The sequence below is a fragment of the Streptomyces sp. NPDC058221 genome (assembly GCF_042882365.1).
Classification (GTDB): Bacteria; Actinomycetota; Actinomycetes; order Streptomycetales; family Streptomycetaceae; genus Streptomyces.
In genome coordinates this window covers 21,813-39,008 of sequence record NZ_JBHVWF010000072.1, presented here as the reverse complement: position 1 = coordinate 39,008, position 17,196 = coordinate 21,813, and the positions used below count along the sequence as shown (strand labels likewise).

The 17,196-nt window shown below is 69.3% G+C and carries 14 protein-coding genes, 2 tRNA genes and 1 pseudogene; 10 read left to right on the top strand and 7 right to left on the bottom strand.

The window, feature by feature from the left end; all coding sequences use genetic code 11:
• Positions 1–78: 78 nt before the first annotated feature.
• Positions 79–1,512, bottom strand: a complete 1,434-nt coding sequence (locus ACFVW8_RS22570) for an amino acid permease (RefSeq protein ID WP_389692709.1) — start codon at positions 1,510–1,512, stop codon at positions 79–81.
• Positions 1,513–1,920: 408 nt separating this feature from the next.
• Between ACFVW8_RS22570 and ACFVW8_RS22565 the strand changes: the two genes are divergently transcribed.
• Positions 1,921–2,517 (top strand): biotin transporter BioY, encoded by a 597-nt coding sequence (locus ACFVW8_RS22565; RefSeq protein ID WP_389692707.1) that lies wholly within the window; start codon positions 1,921–1,923, stop codon positions 2,515–2,517.
• Here the strand turns inward: ACFVW8_RS22565 and ACFVW8_RS22560 are convergent.
• Together ACFVW8_RS22560 and ACFVW8_RS22555 are read right to left on the bottom strand one after the other, a co-directional pair.
• Positions 2,498–3,808 (bottom strand): FAD-binding oxidoreductase, encoded by a 1,311-nt coding sequence (locus tag ACFVW8_RS22560; RefSeq protein ID WP_389692705.1) that lies wholly within the window; start codon positions 3,806–3,808, stop codon positions 2,498–2,500. The genes ACFVW8_RS22565 and ACFVW8_RS22560 overlap by 20 nt on opposite strands.
• 86 nt (positions 3,809–3,894) lie before the next feature.
• Complete coding sequence (locus ACFVW8_RS22555) at positions 3,895–5,346, bottom strand: amino acid permease (RefSeq protein ID WP_389692703.1); 1,452 nt, start codon at positions 5,344–5,346, stop codon at positions 3,895–3,897.
• A gap of 229 nt (positions 5,347–5,575) precedes the next feature.
• On the opposite strand from ACFVW8_RS22555, the gene ACFVW8_RS22550 reads away from it, so the two are divergent.
• A complete protein-coding gene (locus tag ACFVW8_RS22550; RefSeq protein ID WP_389692701.1) occupies positions 5,576–6,064 on the top strand; it encodes a ribose-5-phosphate isomerase in 489 nt (162 codons plus the stop codon).
• A gap of 82 nt (positions 6,065–6,146) precedes the next feature.
• Positions 6,147–6,956 carry an Fpg/Nei family DNA glycosylase gene (locus ACFVW8_RS22545; RefSeq protein WP_389692699.1) on the top strand — a complete coding sequence of 270 codons (810 nt, stop codon included), beginning with the start codon at positions 6,147–6,149 and terminating at the stop codon, positions 6,954–6,956.
• Positions 6,957–7,233: 277 nt separating this feature from the next.
• On the opposite strand, the gene ACFVW8_RS22540 is transcribed toward ACFVW8_RS22545, so the two are convergent.
• The gene (locus ACFVW8_RS22540; protein WP_389692697.1) at positions 7,234–8,466 is read right to left on the bottom strand and encodes a GNAT family N-acetyltransferase; all 1,233 of its coding nucleotides are present in this window, start codon (positions 8,464–8,466) and stop codon (positions 7,234–7,236) included.
• A 105-nt stretch (positions 8,467–8,571) separates the two neighbouring features.
• Between ACFVW8_RS22540 and ACFVW8_RS22535 the strand changes: the two genes are divergently transcribed.
• Entirely contained in the window at positions 8,572–9,717 is a 1,146-nt protein-coding gene (locus tag ACFVW8_RS22535) for a PP2C family protein-serine/threonine phosphatase (protein ID WP_389692695.1), read from the top strand.
• Between the two features lie 50 nt (positions 9,718–9,767).
• Here the strand turns inward: ACFVW8_RS22535 and ACFVW8_RS22530 are convergent, their stop codons facing one another.
• On the bottom strand, positions 9,768–10,931 hold the full coding sequence (locus ACFVW8_RS22530) for a cation:proton antiporter (protein WP_389692693.1): 1,164 nt from the start codon (positions 10,929–10,931) through the stop codon (positions 9,768–9,770).
• A 154-nt stretch (positions 10,932–11,085) separates the two neighbouring features.
• Between ACFVW8_RS22530 and ACFVW8_RS22525 the strand changes: the two genes are divergently transcribed.
• Positions 11,086–11,571 carry an HD domain-containing protein gene (locus ACFVW8_RS22525; protein ID WP_389692691.1) on the top strand — a complete coding sequence of 162 codons (486 nt, stop codon included), beginning with the start codon at positions 11,086–11,088 and terminating at the stop codon, positions 11,569–11,571.
• 71 nt (positions 11,572–11,642) lie between these two features.
• On the opposite strand, the gene ACFVW8_RS22520 is transcribed toward ACFVW8_RS22525, so the two are convergent.
• Complete coding sequence (locus tag ACFVW8_RS22520) at positions 11,643–12,800, bottom strand: acyltransferase family protein (RefSeq protein ID WP_389692689.1); 1,158 nt, start codon at positions 12,798–12,800, stop codon at positions 11,643–11,645.
• 479 nt (positions 12,801–13,279) lie between these two features.
• On the opposite strand from ACFVW8_RS22520, the gene ACFVW8_RS22515 reads away from it, so the two are divergent.
• On the top strand, positions 13,280–13,474 hold the full coding sequence (locus ACFVW8_RS22515; protein WP_363073952.1) for a hypothetical protein: 195 nt from the start codon (positions 13,280–13,282) through the stop codon (positions 13,472–13,474).
• A gap of 97 nt (positions 13,475–13,571) precedes the next feature.
• Here the strand turns inward: ACFVW8_RS22515 and ACFVW8_RS22510 are convergent.
• Positions 13,572–13,645 (bottom strand) — tRNA-Gly (locus ACFVW8_RS22510).
• A 167-nt stretch (positions 13,646–13,812) separates the two neighbouring features.
• Between ACFVW8_RS22510 and ACFVW8_RS22505 the strand changes: the two genes are divergently transcribed.
• The 4 genes and pseudogenes from ACFVW8_RS22505 (at position 13,813) to ACFVW8_RS22490 (ending at position 17,064) form a co-directional block, all read left to right on the top strand.
• Positions 13,813–13,889: transfer RNA gene (locus ACFVW8_RS22505), tRNA-Pro, on the top strand.
• Between the two features lie 151 nt (positions 13,890–14,040).
• Positions 14,041–15,435: pseudogene (gene tig / locus ACFVW8_RS22500) on the top strand (trigger factor).
• Between the two features lie 264 nt (positions 15,436–15,699).
• Positions 15,700–16,305, top strand: a complete 606-nt coding sequence (locus ACFVW8_RS22495; protein ID WP_389692711.1) for an ATP-dependent Clp protease proteolytic subunit — start codon at positions 15,700–15,702, stop codon at positions 16,303–16,305.
• Between the two features lie 75 nt (positions 16,306–16,380).
• Positions 16,381–17,064 (top strand): ATP-dependent Clp protease proteolytic subunit, encoded by a 684-nt coding sequence (locus tag ACFVW8_RS22490; RefSeq protein WP_389692687.1) that lies wholly within the window; start codon positions 16,381–16,383, stop codon positions 17,062–17,064.
• Positions 17,065–17,196: the final 132 nt, after the last annotated feature.

Below are 17,196 nucleotides of genomic sequence, written 5' to 3'. Positions count from 1 at the left end.
CCCGGGGCGGCCCGGGCCCCACGAACCCGCGGGGGGGCCGGCAGTGATCCGGCCCGCCCGGCGTTTTCGTGTGCCGGGTTACGTGTCCGTCGGCGCCGGGGCCGACGGCGCGGAGCGCCGCTGCCGGACCACGCCGATGACGATCAGGACCGCCGTCAGCGCGCCCGTCGCCAGCAGCTGGTCACGGGTGTCGGGCTGGCGGAGCATCAGGAAGAAGATGCCGACCATGGCCAGCAGGGCCACCACCGTCAGAACCGGGAACAGCCACATCCGCACCACCAGCTTCTGCGGCTCCTCGCGCTCCAGCCGGGTACGGAGGATCAGCTGGGAGGCGGCGATGAAGATCCAGACGACCAGGATCACCGCGCCGGTCATGTTGAGCAGCCAGGGGAAGACGTCGTCGGGCCGCCAGTAGCTCAGCAGCACGCACAGGAAGCCGAACACGGACGAGACCAGGACCGCGCCGCGCGGCACACCGGAGGAGATCCGGCCGAGCCGCTTCGGGCCCTGGCCGCGGGCGACCAGTGAACAGGCCATGCGCGAGGCGCCGTAGATATTGGCGTTCATCGCGGAGAGCAGGGCCACCAGGATGACGATGTTCATGATCTCCGCGGCGCCGCTGATGCCGAGGTGGTCCAGGGCCGCGTAGAACGGGCCCACCCCCACGACCTTCGGGTCGTCCCACGGAACCAGCGTGACGATGACCGCCATCGAGCCGACGTAGAAGAGCGCGATCCGCCACATCGCCGTCCGCACGGCCTTCGCGACGCCCCGCACCGGATTCTCGGACTCGGCCGCGGCGATGGTGACGGTCTCCAGACCGCCGTACGCGAAGACGGATGCGAGCAGCCCGATGACGAGCCCCTCGGAGCCGTTCGGCATGAAGCCGCCCTCGCCGCTGAGGTTGGCGGTGCCCGGCGCGTCCGTGTCCGGGAGGACCCCGAGGATCGCCAGCACGCCCAGCACCAGGAACAGCGTGATCGCGGCGACCTTGAGCGCGGCGAACCAGAACTCGAACTCGCCGAACTTCGTCACCGAGGCCAGGTTCGTCCCCAGGAACACCACCATGAACAGCGCCACCCAGGCCCACTCCGGGGTTCCGGGCAGCCAGCCGGTGACGATCTTCGCCGCGCCGATGCCCTCCAGGCCGACGGCGACGCAGAGCAGCACCCAGAACGCCCAGCCCGCCGTGAACCCGGCCCACGGGCCGATCGCCCGCTCGGCGTGCACGGAGAAGGAGCCGGATGCCGGATTGGCCGCCGACATCTCGCCGAGCATCCGCATCACCAGCATGACCAGCAGCCCGGAGCAGGCGTACGCGATGACGATCGAGGGGCCGGCGGCGGCGATACCCGCGCCGGAGCCCACGAACAGCCCGGCGCCGATGACGCCGCCGAGGGCGATCATCGACAGATGGCGCTGTTTGAGTCCGTGGGTGAGGGCCGAGTCGGTCCGGTTGTCGGAGGTGACGGCCGGGGTGCCGGTGGGGGGAGGCACGGAGGTCCGAGGCATGGACGAGCTCTGTTCGGTCGGTGAGAGGGGGGACGTGCGCTCAGTCTGAACCTGCGCCCCGTTCAGGCGGAACGGATGTCCGCTATACGGGCACCATGCTCACACAAGGTGCGCATCCCGCTGCGTGGGGCGGGTCCGGGCGGCTGTTCCGTCGCGGATCGGCCACGCGCGGGCCCTTTTGGAGGTAACCAACAGTCGGCCCTTGATGTCTTTCCCTGCCCGCGGGGAGTCGATCCGCTCTCACCTCCGTGACGAGCATCACGCCCGAGGGCGATTGCGTGCAGACCTTTGTGAGAACCCCACCAATCCCTCAACCGCCGCTTTGTGGGCCGCTGATGGTGATCGAGCGTTGCACCGTCCGCTAACGTCAGGATCTGCCCTGTCCCCACCCTCACCCGCGGAGTCCCGATGAGCACTGCTGCCGCCGCCCCCGTCCGTACCGGAGCGGTCCTCGCCGACCTGCTGCCCGCCGCCCGGCACCGCTACGCGGTGGACACCGCCCTGGTGCTCGGTGGCGCCGCGCTCACCGGCATAGCCGCCCAGATCGCCGTGCCGGTCCCCGGCTCCCCGGTCCCGGTCACCGGCCAGACCTTCGCCGCGCTCCTCGTCGGCACCGCACTCGGCGCCCGCCGCGGCTTCCTCGCCCTCGCCGTGTACGCGCTCGTCGGCATGGCCGGTATGCCGTGGTTCTCGGCAGGCAGCTCCGGCCCGGGCGGCGCCTCGTTCGGCTATGTGCTCGGAATGCTGCTCGCCTCCACCGTCGTCGGCGGCCTCGCCCGCCGCGGCGGCGACCGCTCGGTGCTGCGGACGGCGGGCACCATGGTGCTCGGCTCGGCGATCATCTACGCGGTCGGGGTGCCCTACCTGGCGCTGTCCACCGGCCTGCCGGCGAGCGCCGCGATCGCGGCAGGCCTGACGCCGTTCCTGCTCGGTGACGCGCTCAAGGCCGTGCTCGCGATGGGCGCGCTGCCCGCGTCGTGGAAGCTCATCGGCCGTCGCGGCTGATGCCGTAGGCCCCACCGAAGAGGCTTGCCGGGTCGTAGCGCGACACCAGACCGGCGAGCCTCTTCTGCGTCGGCGCGTCGTGGAAACCGCCGGTGCGGTCCCCGCCGCCGAAGGAGAAGTTCAGCGAACGGCCCACGGCGAGCGGTGCGACGGCCCCGGCCACCTCCTCGTACAGGGCCCGCACGGAACGCACGTCCGTGCCGTCGAGCGGGGAGAGCAGCCGGAGCAGGAATCCCGCCTCGCGGTACGGCACCGCGTTCTCCACCGAAGGGCCGGTGGCCAGCGCGCCGCCCAGGTGGTTGAGCTGGACCACGGTCATCATCGGGGCCTTCCTGCCGGTCAGTTCGAGCACCCGCGCCGCGCGTCCGTGGTCAAGACCGCTCAGCATCAGCCCGTCGCCGTAGTACGCGTGCGGGAACGGCGGATCGCTGTGGATGGTGTGGCTGTCGGTGTACGGCATCTCCCGCAGAGAGTCCGACAGCACCGGGCCGAGCGCCCGAAGCGGCGCCACGAGTCGCTCGCCCCCGGCCTCGGTGCCGGTGTACGCGACCCGTACGGAGACGACGTACCGTCCCCGCAGCGGCTCCGGCAGCTGCGGCGCGTCCGGGTACACGAGTGCGGCGACGGACGACGTCAGCGTGCTGGGCACGGTCCTGGTCCACTCGAGATAGCGCCGCAGCACCTGCGCACCCGCCTCGCCGTCCCCGTCGAAGGCGATCGAGCCGCCGTACAGCCTGGCCACCTCGGCCAGTCCGATCTCCAGGCCCGTCACCACACCCAGCCGGTGCCCGCCGCCGCGCAGCCCCCAGAACAGGCCGGGCTCGTCCTCGGGGGTGACATGGCGCAGCACTCCGTCGGCCGTCACCGCGTCGAGTGACCGCACATGGTCGGCGGCGTACCCGAACTCCCGGGCCAGGATGCCCAGCCCGCCCCCCAGCGTGTAGGAGACGGCGCCCACTCCGGGGGATGAGCCGTTCAGCGGGGCGAGCCCGTGCGGCGCCGCGGCCTCGGCCACCTGTCCCCAGGTGGTGCCCGCCCCGACGGCCGCGGTGCGGCGGGCCGGGTCGATCCGTACGGAGTCCATCCGGCCGGTGTCGATCAGGACCCCGCCCTCGACGGGGCCCGGCAGTCCGTGCCCGGTGGCGTGCACGGCGACCCGGAGGCCGTCCCGGGCCGCGCGCGCCACGGCGGCACGTACGTCCTCGGCCCCGGTGGCCCGGACGACGAGGTCCGGGCGGATCGGGAAACCGGTCTGGTAACCGGACGGGAATTCGGCAGGGGCGGCAGTCATGACGGAGGCTCTCCAGTCGCTCGCTCGATGGCTTACGACGGAGAGCCTCCCCGCTATACCTGACAGCTTCCGTCAGGTATCGGCGATCAGCTGCCTGCCTTTTCGGCCGGGGTGGCGCCGCGGCGCCGGCGTGCATCGAGTACCAGCGAGACGGCCACCACCAGGACCGCGACCAGCAGCGAGAGCAGCACCTGCTCGCGTGCGGCGTCGTCGGTCAGCATGTAGACCAGCACGAACGAGATCATCGCGATGGTCGCCCAGGTCAGATAGGGGAAGAGCCACATCCGCACGACCAGCTTCTCGGGCGACTCGCGCAGGATGATGCCGCGCATCCGCAGCTGGGTGAAGCAGATGACCAGCCAGACGAACAGGGCGACCGCGCCGGAGGAGTTCAGCAGGAACGCGAAGACGGTGTCCGGCCACTGGTAGTTGAAGAAGACGGCGACGAAGCCGAAGACGACCGAGGAGAGGATCGCGGCCTGCGGCACGCCGCGCTTGTTGGTGCGGGCGAACGCCTTCGGGGCGTCGCCGCGGCCGCCGAGCGAGAAGGCCATCCGGGAAGCCGTGTAGAGACCGGAGTTGAGACAGGAGAGCACGGCGGTCAGCACGATGACGTCCATCACCTGGCCGGCGTGCGGGATGCCGATCGAGTCGAGCGCCGCGACGTAGCTGCCCTTCTCCATGATCGAGGCGTCGTTCCACGGGAGCAGCGTCAGCACGACGAAGATCGAGCCCAGGTAGAAGACCGCGATCCGCCAGATCACGCTGTTGGTGGCCTTCTGGACGGCGCGCTGCGGATTCTCCGACTCGCCGGCCGCCAGCGTCACGATCTCGCTGCCCATGAAGGAGAAGACCACCATCAGCACACCGGTGAGGACGGCGCCCGGCCCCTTGGGGAAGAAGCCGCCGGTGTCGGTGAGATGGGCCAGCCCCGAGCCGGCGTTGTCCGAACCCGGCAGCACCCCGAAGACGGCGAGCAGGCCGACGATCACGAAGGCGCCGATCGCGACGACCTTGATCCCGGCGAACCAGAACTCGAACTCCCCGTACGAGCCGACCGAGACCAGGTTCGTCGCGGTCAGCGCCAGCATGACGATCAGCGCCCAGGCCCACTGCGGGACGCCCGGCACCCAGTTCTCAAGGATCTTGGCACCCGCCGTGGCCTCGACGGCGAGCACCACGACCCAGAAGAACCAGTACAGCCAGCCGATCGAGAAACCGGCCCAGCGGCCCAGCGCATGGTCGGCGTAGGCGGAGAAGGAGCCCGAGGCCGGCCGGGCGGCGGCCATCTCGCCGAGCATCCGCATCACGAAGACGACCATCAGGCCGACCAGCGCGTACGACAGCAGGATCGCCGGTCCGGCGGCTGCGATGCCCGCGCTCGAACCCACGAAGAGGCCCGCGCCGATCACACCGCCGATGGCGATCATCGAGAGGTGACGGTTCTTGAGACCGGCCTGGAGCCCGTCGTCGGGCCCCGTCCGGTCCGGCCCCTCGGGCTGCTGGCCCGGTCCGGCCAGAGTCGTCTGCGACGTCATGGATCGAATCCTTACGTTTTCGGATCACCCGGTAGCGTGACTCGCCGCGGCACTGTGGTGAGCGGCGAGCGTTGCATTGAAGCCCGGCGGGACCTGAAAACGGAACCCCCACATCCGCCCGTTGACCTGATCGTTGCCTCAGTGGCCCGGCACACACGGGGTCCGCACATCAGGGCCACACCGCACCCCGTCGTCGGTTACCCGCCGAAGCTCGTGCCACACTCCTCCCATGCGCGTGTACCTCGGCTCCGACCATGCCGGTTACGAACTCAAGAACCACCTCGTCGAGTGGCTCAAGGCCCAAGGCCACGAGGCCGTCGACTGTGGTCCCCACATCTATGACGCCCAGGACGACTATCCGCCGTTCTGCCTGCGTGCCGCCGAGAAGACGGCCGCCGACCCGGGCAGCCTCGGCATCGTCATCGGCGGTTCCGGCAACGGCGAGCAGATGGCCGCCAACAAGGTCAAGGGCGTCCGCGCCGCACTCGCCTGGAGCGAGCAGACCGCAGCGCTGGGCCGTGAGCACAACGACGCCAACGTGATCTCCATCGGCGGCCGGATGCACACGCAGGAGGAGTCCACCAAGTTCGTGGAGATCTTCCTCGCCACGCCGTACTCCGGCGAGGAGCGGCACACCCGTCGCATCGAGATGCTCACGGCGTACGAGAACACCGGCGAGCTCCCCCCGGTGCCGGCCCATCACCCGCAGCAGGGCTGACCGACCCGCTTCCCGCTGTGCCGCCGGAGCCCCCGGCGGCACAGCCATGTCCGCATCCACACCGTCCAGGAGAGCCGCCGCCGTGCCCGAGGGACACACGATCCACCGCCTCGCCGCGGACCATCTGGACAGGTTCGCCGGCCGGCCGGTGCGGGTGAGCAGCCCGCAGGGCAAGTTCTCCGACAGTGCCGCACTGCTGGACGGCCGGGTGCTCGACGGGGTGGACGCGCACGGCAAGCACCTCTTCCTCGGCTTCGAGGGGAGCGGCTGGGTCCATATCCACCTCGGCCTGTTCGGCAAGCTCGGATTCGGTACGGCCCCCGCCCCGCCGCCCACCGACACGGTCCGGCTGCGTCTGCTCAACGACGAGCACTACGCGGATCTGCGCGGCCCCACCGCCTGTGCGCTGATCACCGGCGCCGAGAAGCAGGCGATACACGACCGGCTGGGTCCGGACCCGCTGCGCTCCGACGAGGACGGCGAGCGCGCCTGGCAGCGGATCTCCCGAAGCCGGATCACCGTGGCCGCCCTGCTGATGGACCAGAAGGTCGTCGCGGGCGTGGGCAACGTGTACCGCGCGGAGGTCCTCTTCCGGCACGGCATCGACCCCTACCGGCCCGGCAGGGACCTCACCCGCCGGGAGTGGGACGCGATCTGGGCGGACCTGGGCGAGCTGATGCGCGAGGGCGTGCGCAACAACCGCATCGACACGGTCCGCCCCGCGCACCTGCCCGAGGCGATGGGCCGCCCGCCACGGGTGGACGACCACGGCGGCGAGGTGTACGTCTACCGGCGTGCCCGGCAGGCGTGCCACGTCTGCGGCACGGAGATCCGCGCGGCGGAGCTGTCGGCCCGGAACCTGTTCTGGTGCCCGGGGTGCCAGTCCCGCTGAGCGCGGGTTGCACGGCGCGCCCTTTCGTCCTCAAGCGCCGGACAGGCTTGATTGTCCTCGATCGCCGGGCGGGCTCGATTTTCGCGCCTGTCCGGGAAAGCCCGGGCAGAACCAGCTAACCCGGCCAAATCAAGCCCGTCCGGCGATTGAGGACAAAGCGCCCGGAGGGTGCTGTGCGGCAGCCCGCGGCGCCCAGTTGCAACACGTGCACCAGGGCAGATCAAGCCCGTCCGGCGATTGAGGACAAAGGCCCGTCGCCGGACGAACCCGCACTCGCCTAGAACCCCCGCGGCAGCCACGGCGCCACGTCGGACAGGAACGCCGACGACACCTCCGCCACCGCCCCCGCCCGAAGCTCCCGCACCCGCCCGGCCAGGGCCAACGCACGCAGCGACTCGCCGCCCAGATACGCCGTCCCCAACTCCCGTACCGACAGCGCCAGGTCCGCCGCGTCATCCGTGCGCTTGCACGACGCACCCCCCTTCGCGTCGGCCGTCAGTCGCCAACGCCCCGCGTTCCAGGGGCAGAACGCGTCCTCGACGTCGAACACCACGTCCACCGGCCCCCGATAGCTCCGCGCCTCCAGCGCCGCGCCCACATCCACCAGCCGCACATGGAGCGAGTCCCGGACCCGGACCTCGCACCTCCGTACATCCGAGACCAGGTGCAGCACCGCGTCGTCCACCGGCCGGTTGCGCGCCTCGACCGTCGAGGTGAGGTCGATCCCGAAGAGGAACCGCCACAGCGCCGCGTACGCCGCCGGATCCAGTGCCGCCAGATCGCTCACGGCGATCCGGCCCTTGGGGCCCGAGCTGTCCCAGTCCGGTTTGATGTGGTATGTCGCGTATCCCACCACTTCGCCGTCCCGCTCGGCCAGCAGGCACTGCAGGGCCGAACCGCCCTGCCGTGAACTCGCAGGATCGAGCAGCGACTTGCGCTCCCAGCCCGGACCGTGGGCCGGAGTGCCGGGCCGGCCCGGCACGAGGCGGGCGTACACGCTCTCGCACGCCGCGACCGCCTCGTCCTTCTTCGCGTACCGCAGCCGGATCTCGTCGGTGCCCTCCGGAACGTTCAGCCGCACCCGGTCCGTGTCGATCGCCAGGGACATCTGGCGGGTCGCCGCCCCGTACCCGAAGCGGCCGTAGATCGCCGGCTCCGACGCCGTGAGCACGGCGACCGGCTCACCCAGCGCCCGTACGTCGTCCAGCTGCCGGCGCATCATCGACGTCAGCAGCCCACGCCTGCGGTGCGTGGTCGCGACACTGACCATCGTCACGCCCGCCGCCGGCACCAGCGCCCCGCCCGGCACGGCCAGCCGGAAGCTGAACGCCCCTGCCGTGGCCACCACATCGGTACCGTCCCAGATCCCGAGCGAACGCTCGTACTCGGTCAGCGACTCCAGCTGCTCGCGCTCCTCGGGTGATTCGGGGACCCCTCCGAAGGCGAGCTCAAGGGACTCGAACCATTCGGTCCATTCGGACGGGCGCAATACGCGGAGCTCTGTAGTCATATGCCATGCCTACCAGGGCGGCGACGGGCAGGCGACCCGATTTCGAACGCATTGTCACAGGGGTCCCCCTGCACCGGAGGCCGTCGGGTGGATAAGGTCCCCGCAATGGCCCGACGCGCAGGAGCAGAGACATACCCGGCCCGTTTGCGAAAATCGGCGCACCGGGTACGCAGCACGCTGCGCAGATCCGGCGTCGACTACTTCCGCGGCGACGGCTCCGACTGGATCGCCCTGGCCGCCCTGCTGCTCACCGTCCCGGCCATCACCTGCGCCACCCTGCTGAACCCGGTCTGGTGCTCACCGACCGCACTCGTCCTGCCGATCGTCGCGGGTGGCCTGCTGCTGCGGCCCGCCAGCCTGCTCGGTCTGTACGCGGCAGCCGCCGCGGCCCTGATCGTCGAGTCCATCTCGCTCGGCCCGTACACGGACGGCACGATCGGCGTCACCCCCGGAACGGTGCTGACCGTCGCGGCCTGCGGCTTCTTCGGGCTGGTACTCGCCCAGTTCCGGGCCAGGGTCGGCGTGCCGTGGCGGCGCGGCGGCACCATGCTCTTCGACCTGCGCGAACGCATCCGGGTGCAGAGCGCGCTGCCCCGGCTCCCGCAGGGCTGGCACCGGGAGATGTCGCTGCGCCCGGCGGGCGGGCAGTCCTTCTCCGGCGACTTCGTCGTCGCGGCCCGCACCAACGGAGGCCGCACCCTGGAGGCCGTGCTCACCGATGTCTCGGGCAAGGGCATGGACGCGGGCTCCCGCGCCCTGTTGCTGTCGGGTGCCTTCGGCGGGCTCCTCGGATCGCTGCCGCCGCACGGCTTCCTGCCTGCGGCCAACGGCTATCTGCTGCGACAGGACTGGGACGAGGGTTTCGCCACCTCGATCCATCTCGTCCTGGACCTCGAATCGGGTGACTACGAACTCCTCTCGGCGGGCCATCCCCCCGCCCTCCAGCTCCACGCCGGCAGCGGCCGGTGGGAGGAGAAGGCGGCGGAGGGCCCCCTGCTCGGGGTGTACGACGGGGCGCAGTTCGACGCCGTGAAGGGCTCGCTGGCCCCCGGGGACGTACTGATGCTGTTCACCGACGGACTGGTGGAGACGTCCGACCGGGACATGGCGGAGGGCATCGACCGGCTGACCGGCGAGGCCGACCGCTATGTCCCGACGGGCTTCGAGGGTGCGGCCTGGCATCTCATCGAGGCCTGTGCCAAGGACGTCAACGACGACCGGGCACTCCTGCTGCTGTCACGTAAATCCTGAACCGTACGCAACCGGACCGAACCGGGCGTACGTCAACGGCGTGTTGTCCGTCACCGGATCGGGGTGAGCCCGGGTTCGCGAGCGCCCGGCAGGATTCTGGCCAGCCAGTGCGAGCGCCCGGCGGCCAGTGGGGCCAGGACCGCGAGGACGAGCACGTATCCGGCGATGAACGGCGCCAGCCGTTCGTCCAGTCCCGCGCCCGCCGCCATCGTGGCGAGGATGAGCGCGAACTCACCGCGTGCCACCAGGGTGGTGGAGATGTTCGCGGTGGCCTGCGGCCCGAACGCGTACAGCTTGGCCGTGGCCATCCCCGCGAACACGTTCATGAGGAGCGTCACCGCGACGGCGGCCAGCACCGGCCACACCACACCCGGCAGATCACCGGGGTTGATGGAGAGACCGAACGCGAAGAAGAAGATCGCGCCGAAGGCGTCGCGCAGCGGGTGGACCAGCTTGAGGATGCGTTCGCCGGAGGACGTGCTGCCGAGCATGAGACCCACCATGAAGGCGCCGATGGCGTCAGCGACCCCGAACCACTCCGAGATGCCGGCCACCAGGACCGCCGCACCCAGGAAGGAGATGACGAGGAGTTCGTCGTCCTTGGTGTTGATCAGCTTGCTGATGAGCCTGGTGCCGAACCGGGCCGCCAGAGCGAGCAGCAGCAGGAATCCGAAGGCCTTCCCGCCGTCGACCGCCGCCGCCGAGAGGCTGTCGGCGCCCGAGAGGATGGGCTGGAGGGCCGCCAGATACAGCGCGAGGAACACGTCCTCGACGACGATGATCCCGAGGATCGGCTTGGTCTCCGGGTTGCCGATGCGGCCCAGGTCGACCAGGACCTTGGTGACGATGGCCGACGACGAGATGCCGAGCACCCCGGCGAGGACCAGCGCCTCCGAAGTGCCCCAGCCGAGCGCGAAGCCGAATCCGAGTCCTGCGCCGACGTTCAGGGCGAGATAGGTGCCCCCGGCGAGCGCCATCTTGCGGCCGCCCGCTTTGAGGTCGTCGAGGTGGAACTCGAGGCCCAGGTAGAAGAGCAGCAGTACCAGGCCGAGTGCGGAGAGCATCTCCAGGTCGTGCGGATCGGCGACGAGGACGATGCCGGGAGTGTGCGGGCCGAGCAGGATCCCGGCCAGGATGAACAGGGGGATGGTCGGCAGTCCGATACGGCTGCCGACGCGAGCGAGAACGGCGGCGGCGAGGAAGGCGCCGCCCATGGCGATGAGCGTGTCTGCGTGTCCGATGAGCCCAGTCCTTCGCTTGGTCAAGAGAACGTCAAGAAAGCGTCAGTAATTAGTTTACCGAACGATTGACGTTGCAACTTTCCCTGCCCCGGACAGCTGGACGCCGGACCGTCCGTAGAGTCGGGCCATGACAGGACCACGCACACACCTGACCCTGGCCGAAGTCGAGCGCATCGCCCGCGAGGCCCATGCCGGTCAGCGCGACAAGGCGGGCCGGCCGTACGCCGAACATCTCGCGGCCGTCGCGGAGGGCGTGAGGATCAGGGGAGGCAGCGACGACCAGATCGCAGCGGCCTGGCTGCACGACGCGGTCGAGGATGACGCGTTGTCGGCTCGGTGGCTGGCCGGGGCGGCGCTGCCGCAGCAGGTCAGGGACATGGTTCTCGCCGTCACCAAGCGGGATGGCGAGGAACTGCCGGCGTACACCCGGCGCATCCTGGCCACCCCGGGCGCCCTGCTGGTCAAGGAGTCCGATCTCGCGCACAACGCGGATCCGGCACGCCTCGCGGTGCTGGACGCGGCGACCCGTACCCGACTGGCCGCGAAGTATGCGCAGGTACGGAGCCTGCTCGGGCTGACCGCACCGAAAGCGCCCACCGAACAGCAGTATTGAGCCAACACGGCGAAGCCCGGCCCATCTCGGGGCCGGGCTTCATCGTGACGGATTCAGAGCATCGTGACGGCTCAGAGCTTGGCGGAGTCCCGCCGGAAGGCCCAGTTCATGTCGGGCTCGGTCACGCACCGCAGGACCCGCCGCACCGGCGGCGTGCAGAGCAGCGTCACAGCGGCCGCGGCGACCACGCTGACGAGCACCAGACCGGTCGGCGAGACCAGCCACTCGTTCCGGTCGAAGAGCCCGAAGTAGTCGGAGCCCTTCACCAGGAAGCCGTGCAGCAGATAGCCGCAGATCGTGCCGGCGCCCAGCACCGTGAACCACATGTGACGGCGCGGCACCCACGACAGGAACCCGATGGTGAGCAGGGTCGCGCAGCCGAACAGCGCGAGGGTCATCATCGCGCCGGACCACCACGGAGCGTTCATGTCCTGGGCGCTGGAGTCGCGCAGGAACCAGCCCAGCTGCATCCGGGGTGCCGCCCAGTAGGCGAAGACCGCCGCCCCGGCGAACAGCGGCAGGGCGAGCAGTCGCACCTCGCGGCGCTGGACCAGCCGGAAGTGCTCGGGCTTGAGCCGGAGGCCGAGCACGAAGAACGGCAGGAACTGCAGTACGCGCGGCAGGTCGAGGTCGTCGCCGACGCTGGGGGCGAGCGAGGCGAGGGCGGCGATGACGAGCGAGACAGCCAGGGGGTGACGCAGGTTCTGCCAGATCGGCGTGGTGAGCCGCCAGACGAACAGCGCGGCCAGGAACCAGGTGAGGTACCAGGGTTCGAGCAGACTGATCGCCGCATCGGGTGAGTCGTTCGCGTACCGCCGGAACAGGGAGTACGCCGTCTCGAACACGATGTACGGCACGGCGACACCGGTGATCAGGCGCTTCACCTTGGTCGGGCTCAGGTCGAACGAGCGTGAGAAATAGCCCGAGATAATAATGAAAGCCGGCATGTGGAAGGTGTACGTGACCATCCACACCGCGCGGGCCGTCCGGCTCCCGTCCATGACCGGCGCCCATGCGTGCGCCACCGCGACCAGAACGATGGCCAGGTACTTGGCGTTGTCGAAGTAGGCGTCACGCTTCTTCGTGGGTGCGTTCTGCGCAGGCCGCTCCGCCACCACGACTCCCGCGGTGGCATCCGGGGCCGTCGTTCGGTCCTGGCGTCTGGGCTCCGACTCCCGGGTGGCCGGTGGGAGCTTGGCCCGCTGAAATACGTTCGGAGCGTGGAACATCTCAAGCACCCTAGACGTCTCGATTGCATTTCGTAAAACCGTCATCGGATATCGCGTGTTCCCGTCCGACCAAAAGCCAAACCTTAGAAATTTGCCCGGTTTGGGCGTGTTAATCCTCCTTAAATGGTGCATATCAGCAGGCAGTCGAGGGGGGTGAATTACGTCGCGCTCGACTCTTAAAATTGCATGTGAATAAAGCGTGTGGGTACGGAAACGATCACCGATGTGATCATTCCTGTTCATCGGCTCGAAGTCGCGGGTGCTCGTCCGTACCTGCCGTGCGGCTCCCGGCCCTACGGCCGTCCCTGGGTGTCGCGCGCCGGCGCACGAGCGGCGCAAGATGGCGCGATACCGACCGGTGCATGCGTCAGCTTGCAGCGACCACAGGGGAGTTGGTGGCACGATGGACGCCAACGGAGGAGTGCGTGGCCGCACACCTCCGGGCCGGCAAGGCGGACCGACCGAGGGTGTGATCAGTCGTGGCCATTTCACTGTCTGTGGTGCTTCTTTTGGCGATCGTCCTGGTGGTCCTGATCCGAGGCGGCTCCATCAAGGCCGGACCCGCGATCGTCGCGGTGCTCTTCGGCTTCTTCCTGGCGTCGACCGGCATGGCGCCGTCGATCCAGAAGTTCATGGACTCGATAGCGCAGAGCATCAACCAGATCAGCTTCTGACCGGAGGGCCGCCCCCCGCGGGGGGCGGCGACGGGCAACGCAAGAGGCCCGGTCCGGCAGCCATCGAAGACGATGTCCGCCGGCCGGGCCCGAAGCATGGAGCGGGCGACGGGAATCGAACCCGCGTAGCTAGTTTGGAAGACTAGGGCTCTACCATTGAGCTACGCCCGCATGCAACGCACCGCAGGTCACCGGGGACCGCGGCACGAGAAGTATCGTAGCGGGTCGCGGGCGCTGCCCGCACACCCGATCGCGGCACCCGTGTCCCGCGATGTGCGGCGCCCGCCGAAAGCGGCCGACGCACTGCCGGTCTGCATGTACCCTACGTGTCGCACCGACGGGGTGTGGCGCAGCTTGGTAGCGCGTCCGCTTTGGGAGCGGAAGGTCGTCGGTTCGAATCCGGCCACCCCGACCACCGGCAAGATCGCATTGTGGGAGTTCTCCCCCTTGCCGTTACTATGCAAAATGCGTGCCCGTGTGTCTGATGTACCGGGCTCGGTCCGCGAAGCCGCCTCCTGTGCGGTGGAGCAGAACCCCAAGAAGTCAGCCACCAAGGAGACCGAACCGTGAAGAGCGCCGTGGAGACCCTGAACCCGACCCGGGTTCGGCTCAGCATTGAGGTGCCCTTCGAGGAGCTCAAGGACAGCCTCGACGCGGCGTACAAGAAGATCAACCAGCAGGTCACGGTGAAGGGGTTCCGCAAGGGCAAGATCCCCAACCGGGTCATCGACCAGCGGTTCGGCCGTGGTGCTGTGCTGGAGGAGGCCGTCAACGACGCGCTCCCGAAGTTCTACACCGAGGCCGTCAACGAGGGAGAGCTCAACGTCCTCGGCCAGCCGGAGGTCGACATCACGGAGCTGAAGGACGGCGAGCTGCTGTCCTTCACCGCCGAGGTTGACGTACGCCCCGAGATCGAGATTCCGGACTACTCCGGCATCGAGGTCACCGTCGACGCCCTTGAGGTCAGCGACGAGGACGTCGAGAAGGCCGTGGAGCAGCTGCGCGACCGCTTCGCCTCGACCAACCCGGTCGAGCGCGCCGCCGCCGACGGCGACGTCGTCACGATCGACCTGACCGCCAAGGTCGAGGGTGAGGTCCTGGAGGACGGCGTGGCCGAGGGTGTCTCGTACACCATCGGTTCCGGTGAACTCCTCGAAGGCATCGACGACGCCGTCACCGGCCTGGAGGCGGGTGGCGAGACCACCTTCACCTCCGAGCTGAAGGGCGGCTCCGCCGAGGGCAAGGAGGCCGAGGTCACCGTCAAGGTCACCGCCGTCGCCGCCCGTGAGCTTCCCGAGCTGGACGACGACTTCGCCCAGATGGCGAGCGAGTTCGACACGCTCGACGAGCTCAAGGCCGACAGCCGCAAGCGCCTGGAGAGCACCAAGCAGTACGACCAGGCCACCCAGGCCCAGGAGCGCGTCCTGGAGGAGCTGCTCAAGCTCGCCGAGGTCCCGATCCCCGAGAAGCTGCTCGCGGACGAGGTCCAGACCCGCAAGCACAACCTCGAGCACCACCAGCTCGGCCAGATGGGTCTCGACCTCGAGAAGTACCTGGAGATCCAGGGCAAGACCCTTGAGGAGTTCGAGGCGGAGACGTCCGAGCAGGCCGTCAAGGGCATCAAGACCCAGTTCATCCTGGACGAGCTCGTCAACAAGGAGAAGCTGAACGTCAACCAGGAGGAGCTCACCGAGCACCTCATGCGGCGCGCGCAGTCCTCCGGCATGAGCCCCGACCAGTTCGCCCAGGCCGTTGTCGAGGGTGGCCAGGTGCCGATGCTCGTCGGCGAGGTCGCCCGTGGCAAGGCGCGGGCGGGGTTCTTGTAGGCCCCAATGTTCGTCGACACCAAGGGTGAGCCCGTGGAGTGGGTGGACCCGGTGGCCGGGGGGGTGGAGGCCACGGTGGTGGTCGAGGCCGCCGAAGGCTCCACCGACGCGGACGAGGCGAAGACCGAGGCCTGAGCCTCGCGCTGAACCCGTACGACGGGCTCCGGACGCAACCGCGTCCGGAGCCCGTCGTCGTATCGGCGCACGCCCCCACAACCCGTGTGCGCACTGCGGACCTTGCGCTCCCAGCGAACAGTTGCGGAAGCGGGATGGCGTTGTCCCACCTGCGCGTTAGGGTCCATGAAGAGGAAGGGTCGGGGAGTCCCGGCCCACCCGGTACGAAGACGCTGAGACGGCCGGAGCCGTCAGAGACGAGCAGGTGGATACGTGACGAATCTGATGCCCTACGCCGCCGGAGAGCCGTCCCTCGGTGGAGGCCTCGGTGACCAGGTCTACAGCCGACTGCTCGGCGAGCGCATCATCTTCCTCGGCCAGCAGGTCGACGATGACATCGCCAACAAGATCACCGCGCAGCTGCTTCTCCTTGCCGCAGACCCGGACAAGGACATCTACCTCTACATCAACAGCCCCGGTGGCTCGGTGACGGCCGGAATGGCGGTCTACGACACCATTCAGTACATCCCGAACGACGTGGTCACGATCGGTATGGGCATGGCGGCCTCGATGGGCCAGTTCCTGCTCACCGGCGGCACCGCCGGCAAGCGCTTCGCGCTCCCGAACACCGACATCCTCATGCACCAGGGTTCGGCCGGTATCGGCGGTACGGCCTCGGACATCAAGATCCAGGCCCAGTACCTGCTGCGCACCAAGCAGCGGATGGCGGAGATCACCGCCCGCCACTCCGGCCAGACCGTGGAGACGATCATCCGCGACGGCGACCGCGACCGCTGGTACACCGCGGAGGAGGCCAAGGACTACGGCCTCATCGACGAGATCATCACGGTCGCGTCGGGCGTTCCGGGCGGCGGCGGCACCGGCGCCTGATCCGGTTCCCCGGATCGCGCCACCGCACCGCATCTCTCGTACGCCGAGACATCCAGCCCACAGAACGCCACCAGGATGGTGAACACCCACATGAACAACTTCTCCGGCGCCTCCGCGAGCGGCCTCTACACCGGCCCGCAGGTGGACAACCGCTACATCGTCCCGCGCTTCGTGGAGCGCACCTCGCAGGGCGTGCGTGAGTACGACCCGTACGCGAAGCTCTTCGAGGAGCGCGTGATCTTCCTCGGGGTGCAGATCGACGACGCCTCCGCCAACGACGTCATGGCGCAGCTGCTGTGCCTGGAGTCGATGGACCCGGACCGGGACATCTCGATCTACATCAACAGCCCCGGCGGCTCGTTCACCGCGCTCACCGCGATCTACGACACGATGCAGTTCGTGAAGCCGGACATCCAGACGGTCTGCATGGGCCAGGCGGCCTCCGCCGCGGCCGTGCTGCTCGCCGCGGGTACGCCCGGCAAGCGCCTGGCGCTGCCGAACGCGCGTGTCCTGATCCACCAGCCGTCCTCGCAGACCGGCCGTGAGCAGCTCTCCGACCTGGAGATCGCGGCCAACGAGATCCTGCGGATGCGGACCCAGCTGGAGGAGCTGCTGGCCAAGCACTCCACCACGCCGATCGAGAAGATCCGCGACGACATCGAGCGCGACAAGATCCTGACGGCCGAGGACGCCCTCGCCTACGGTCTCGTCGACCAGATCGTGGCGACCCGTAAGAGCGCGGCCGGAGCGGCCGCCTGACGTCGGGCTTTACCCCTTGGCACGGCACGGTCACCCGGCCTCGGCCGTGTGAACCGTGCCAAGGGGGGCCCGAACGAGGGGCCAGGCAAGGTACCGTCGGATAGAGGCACCAGGAGCCGCTGAACCAGGCGT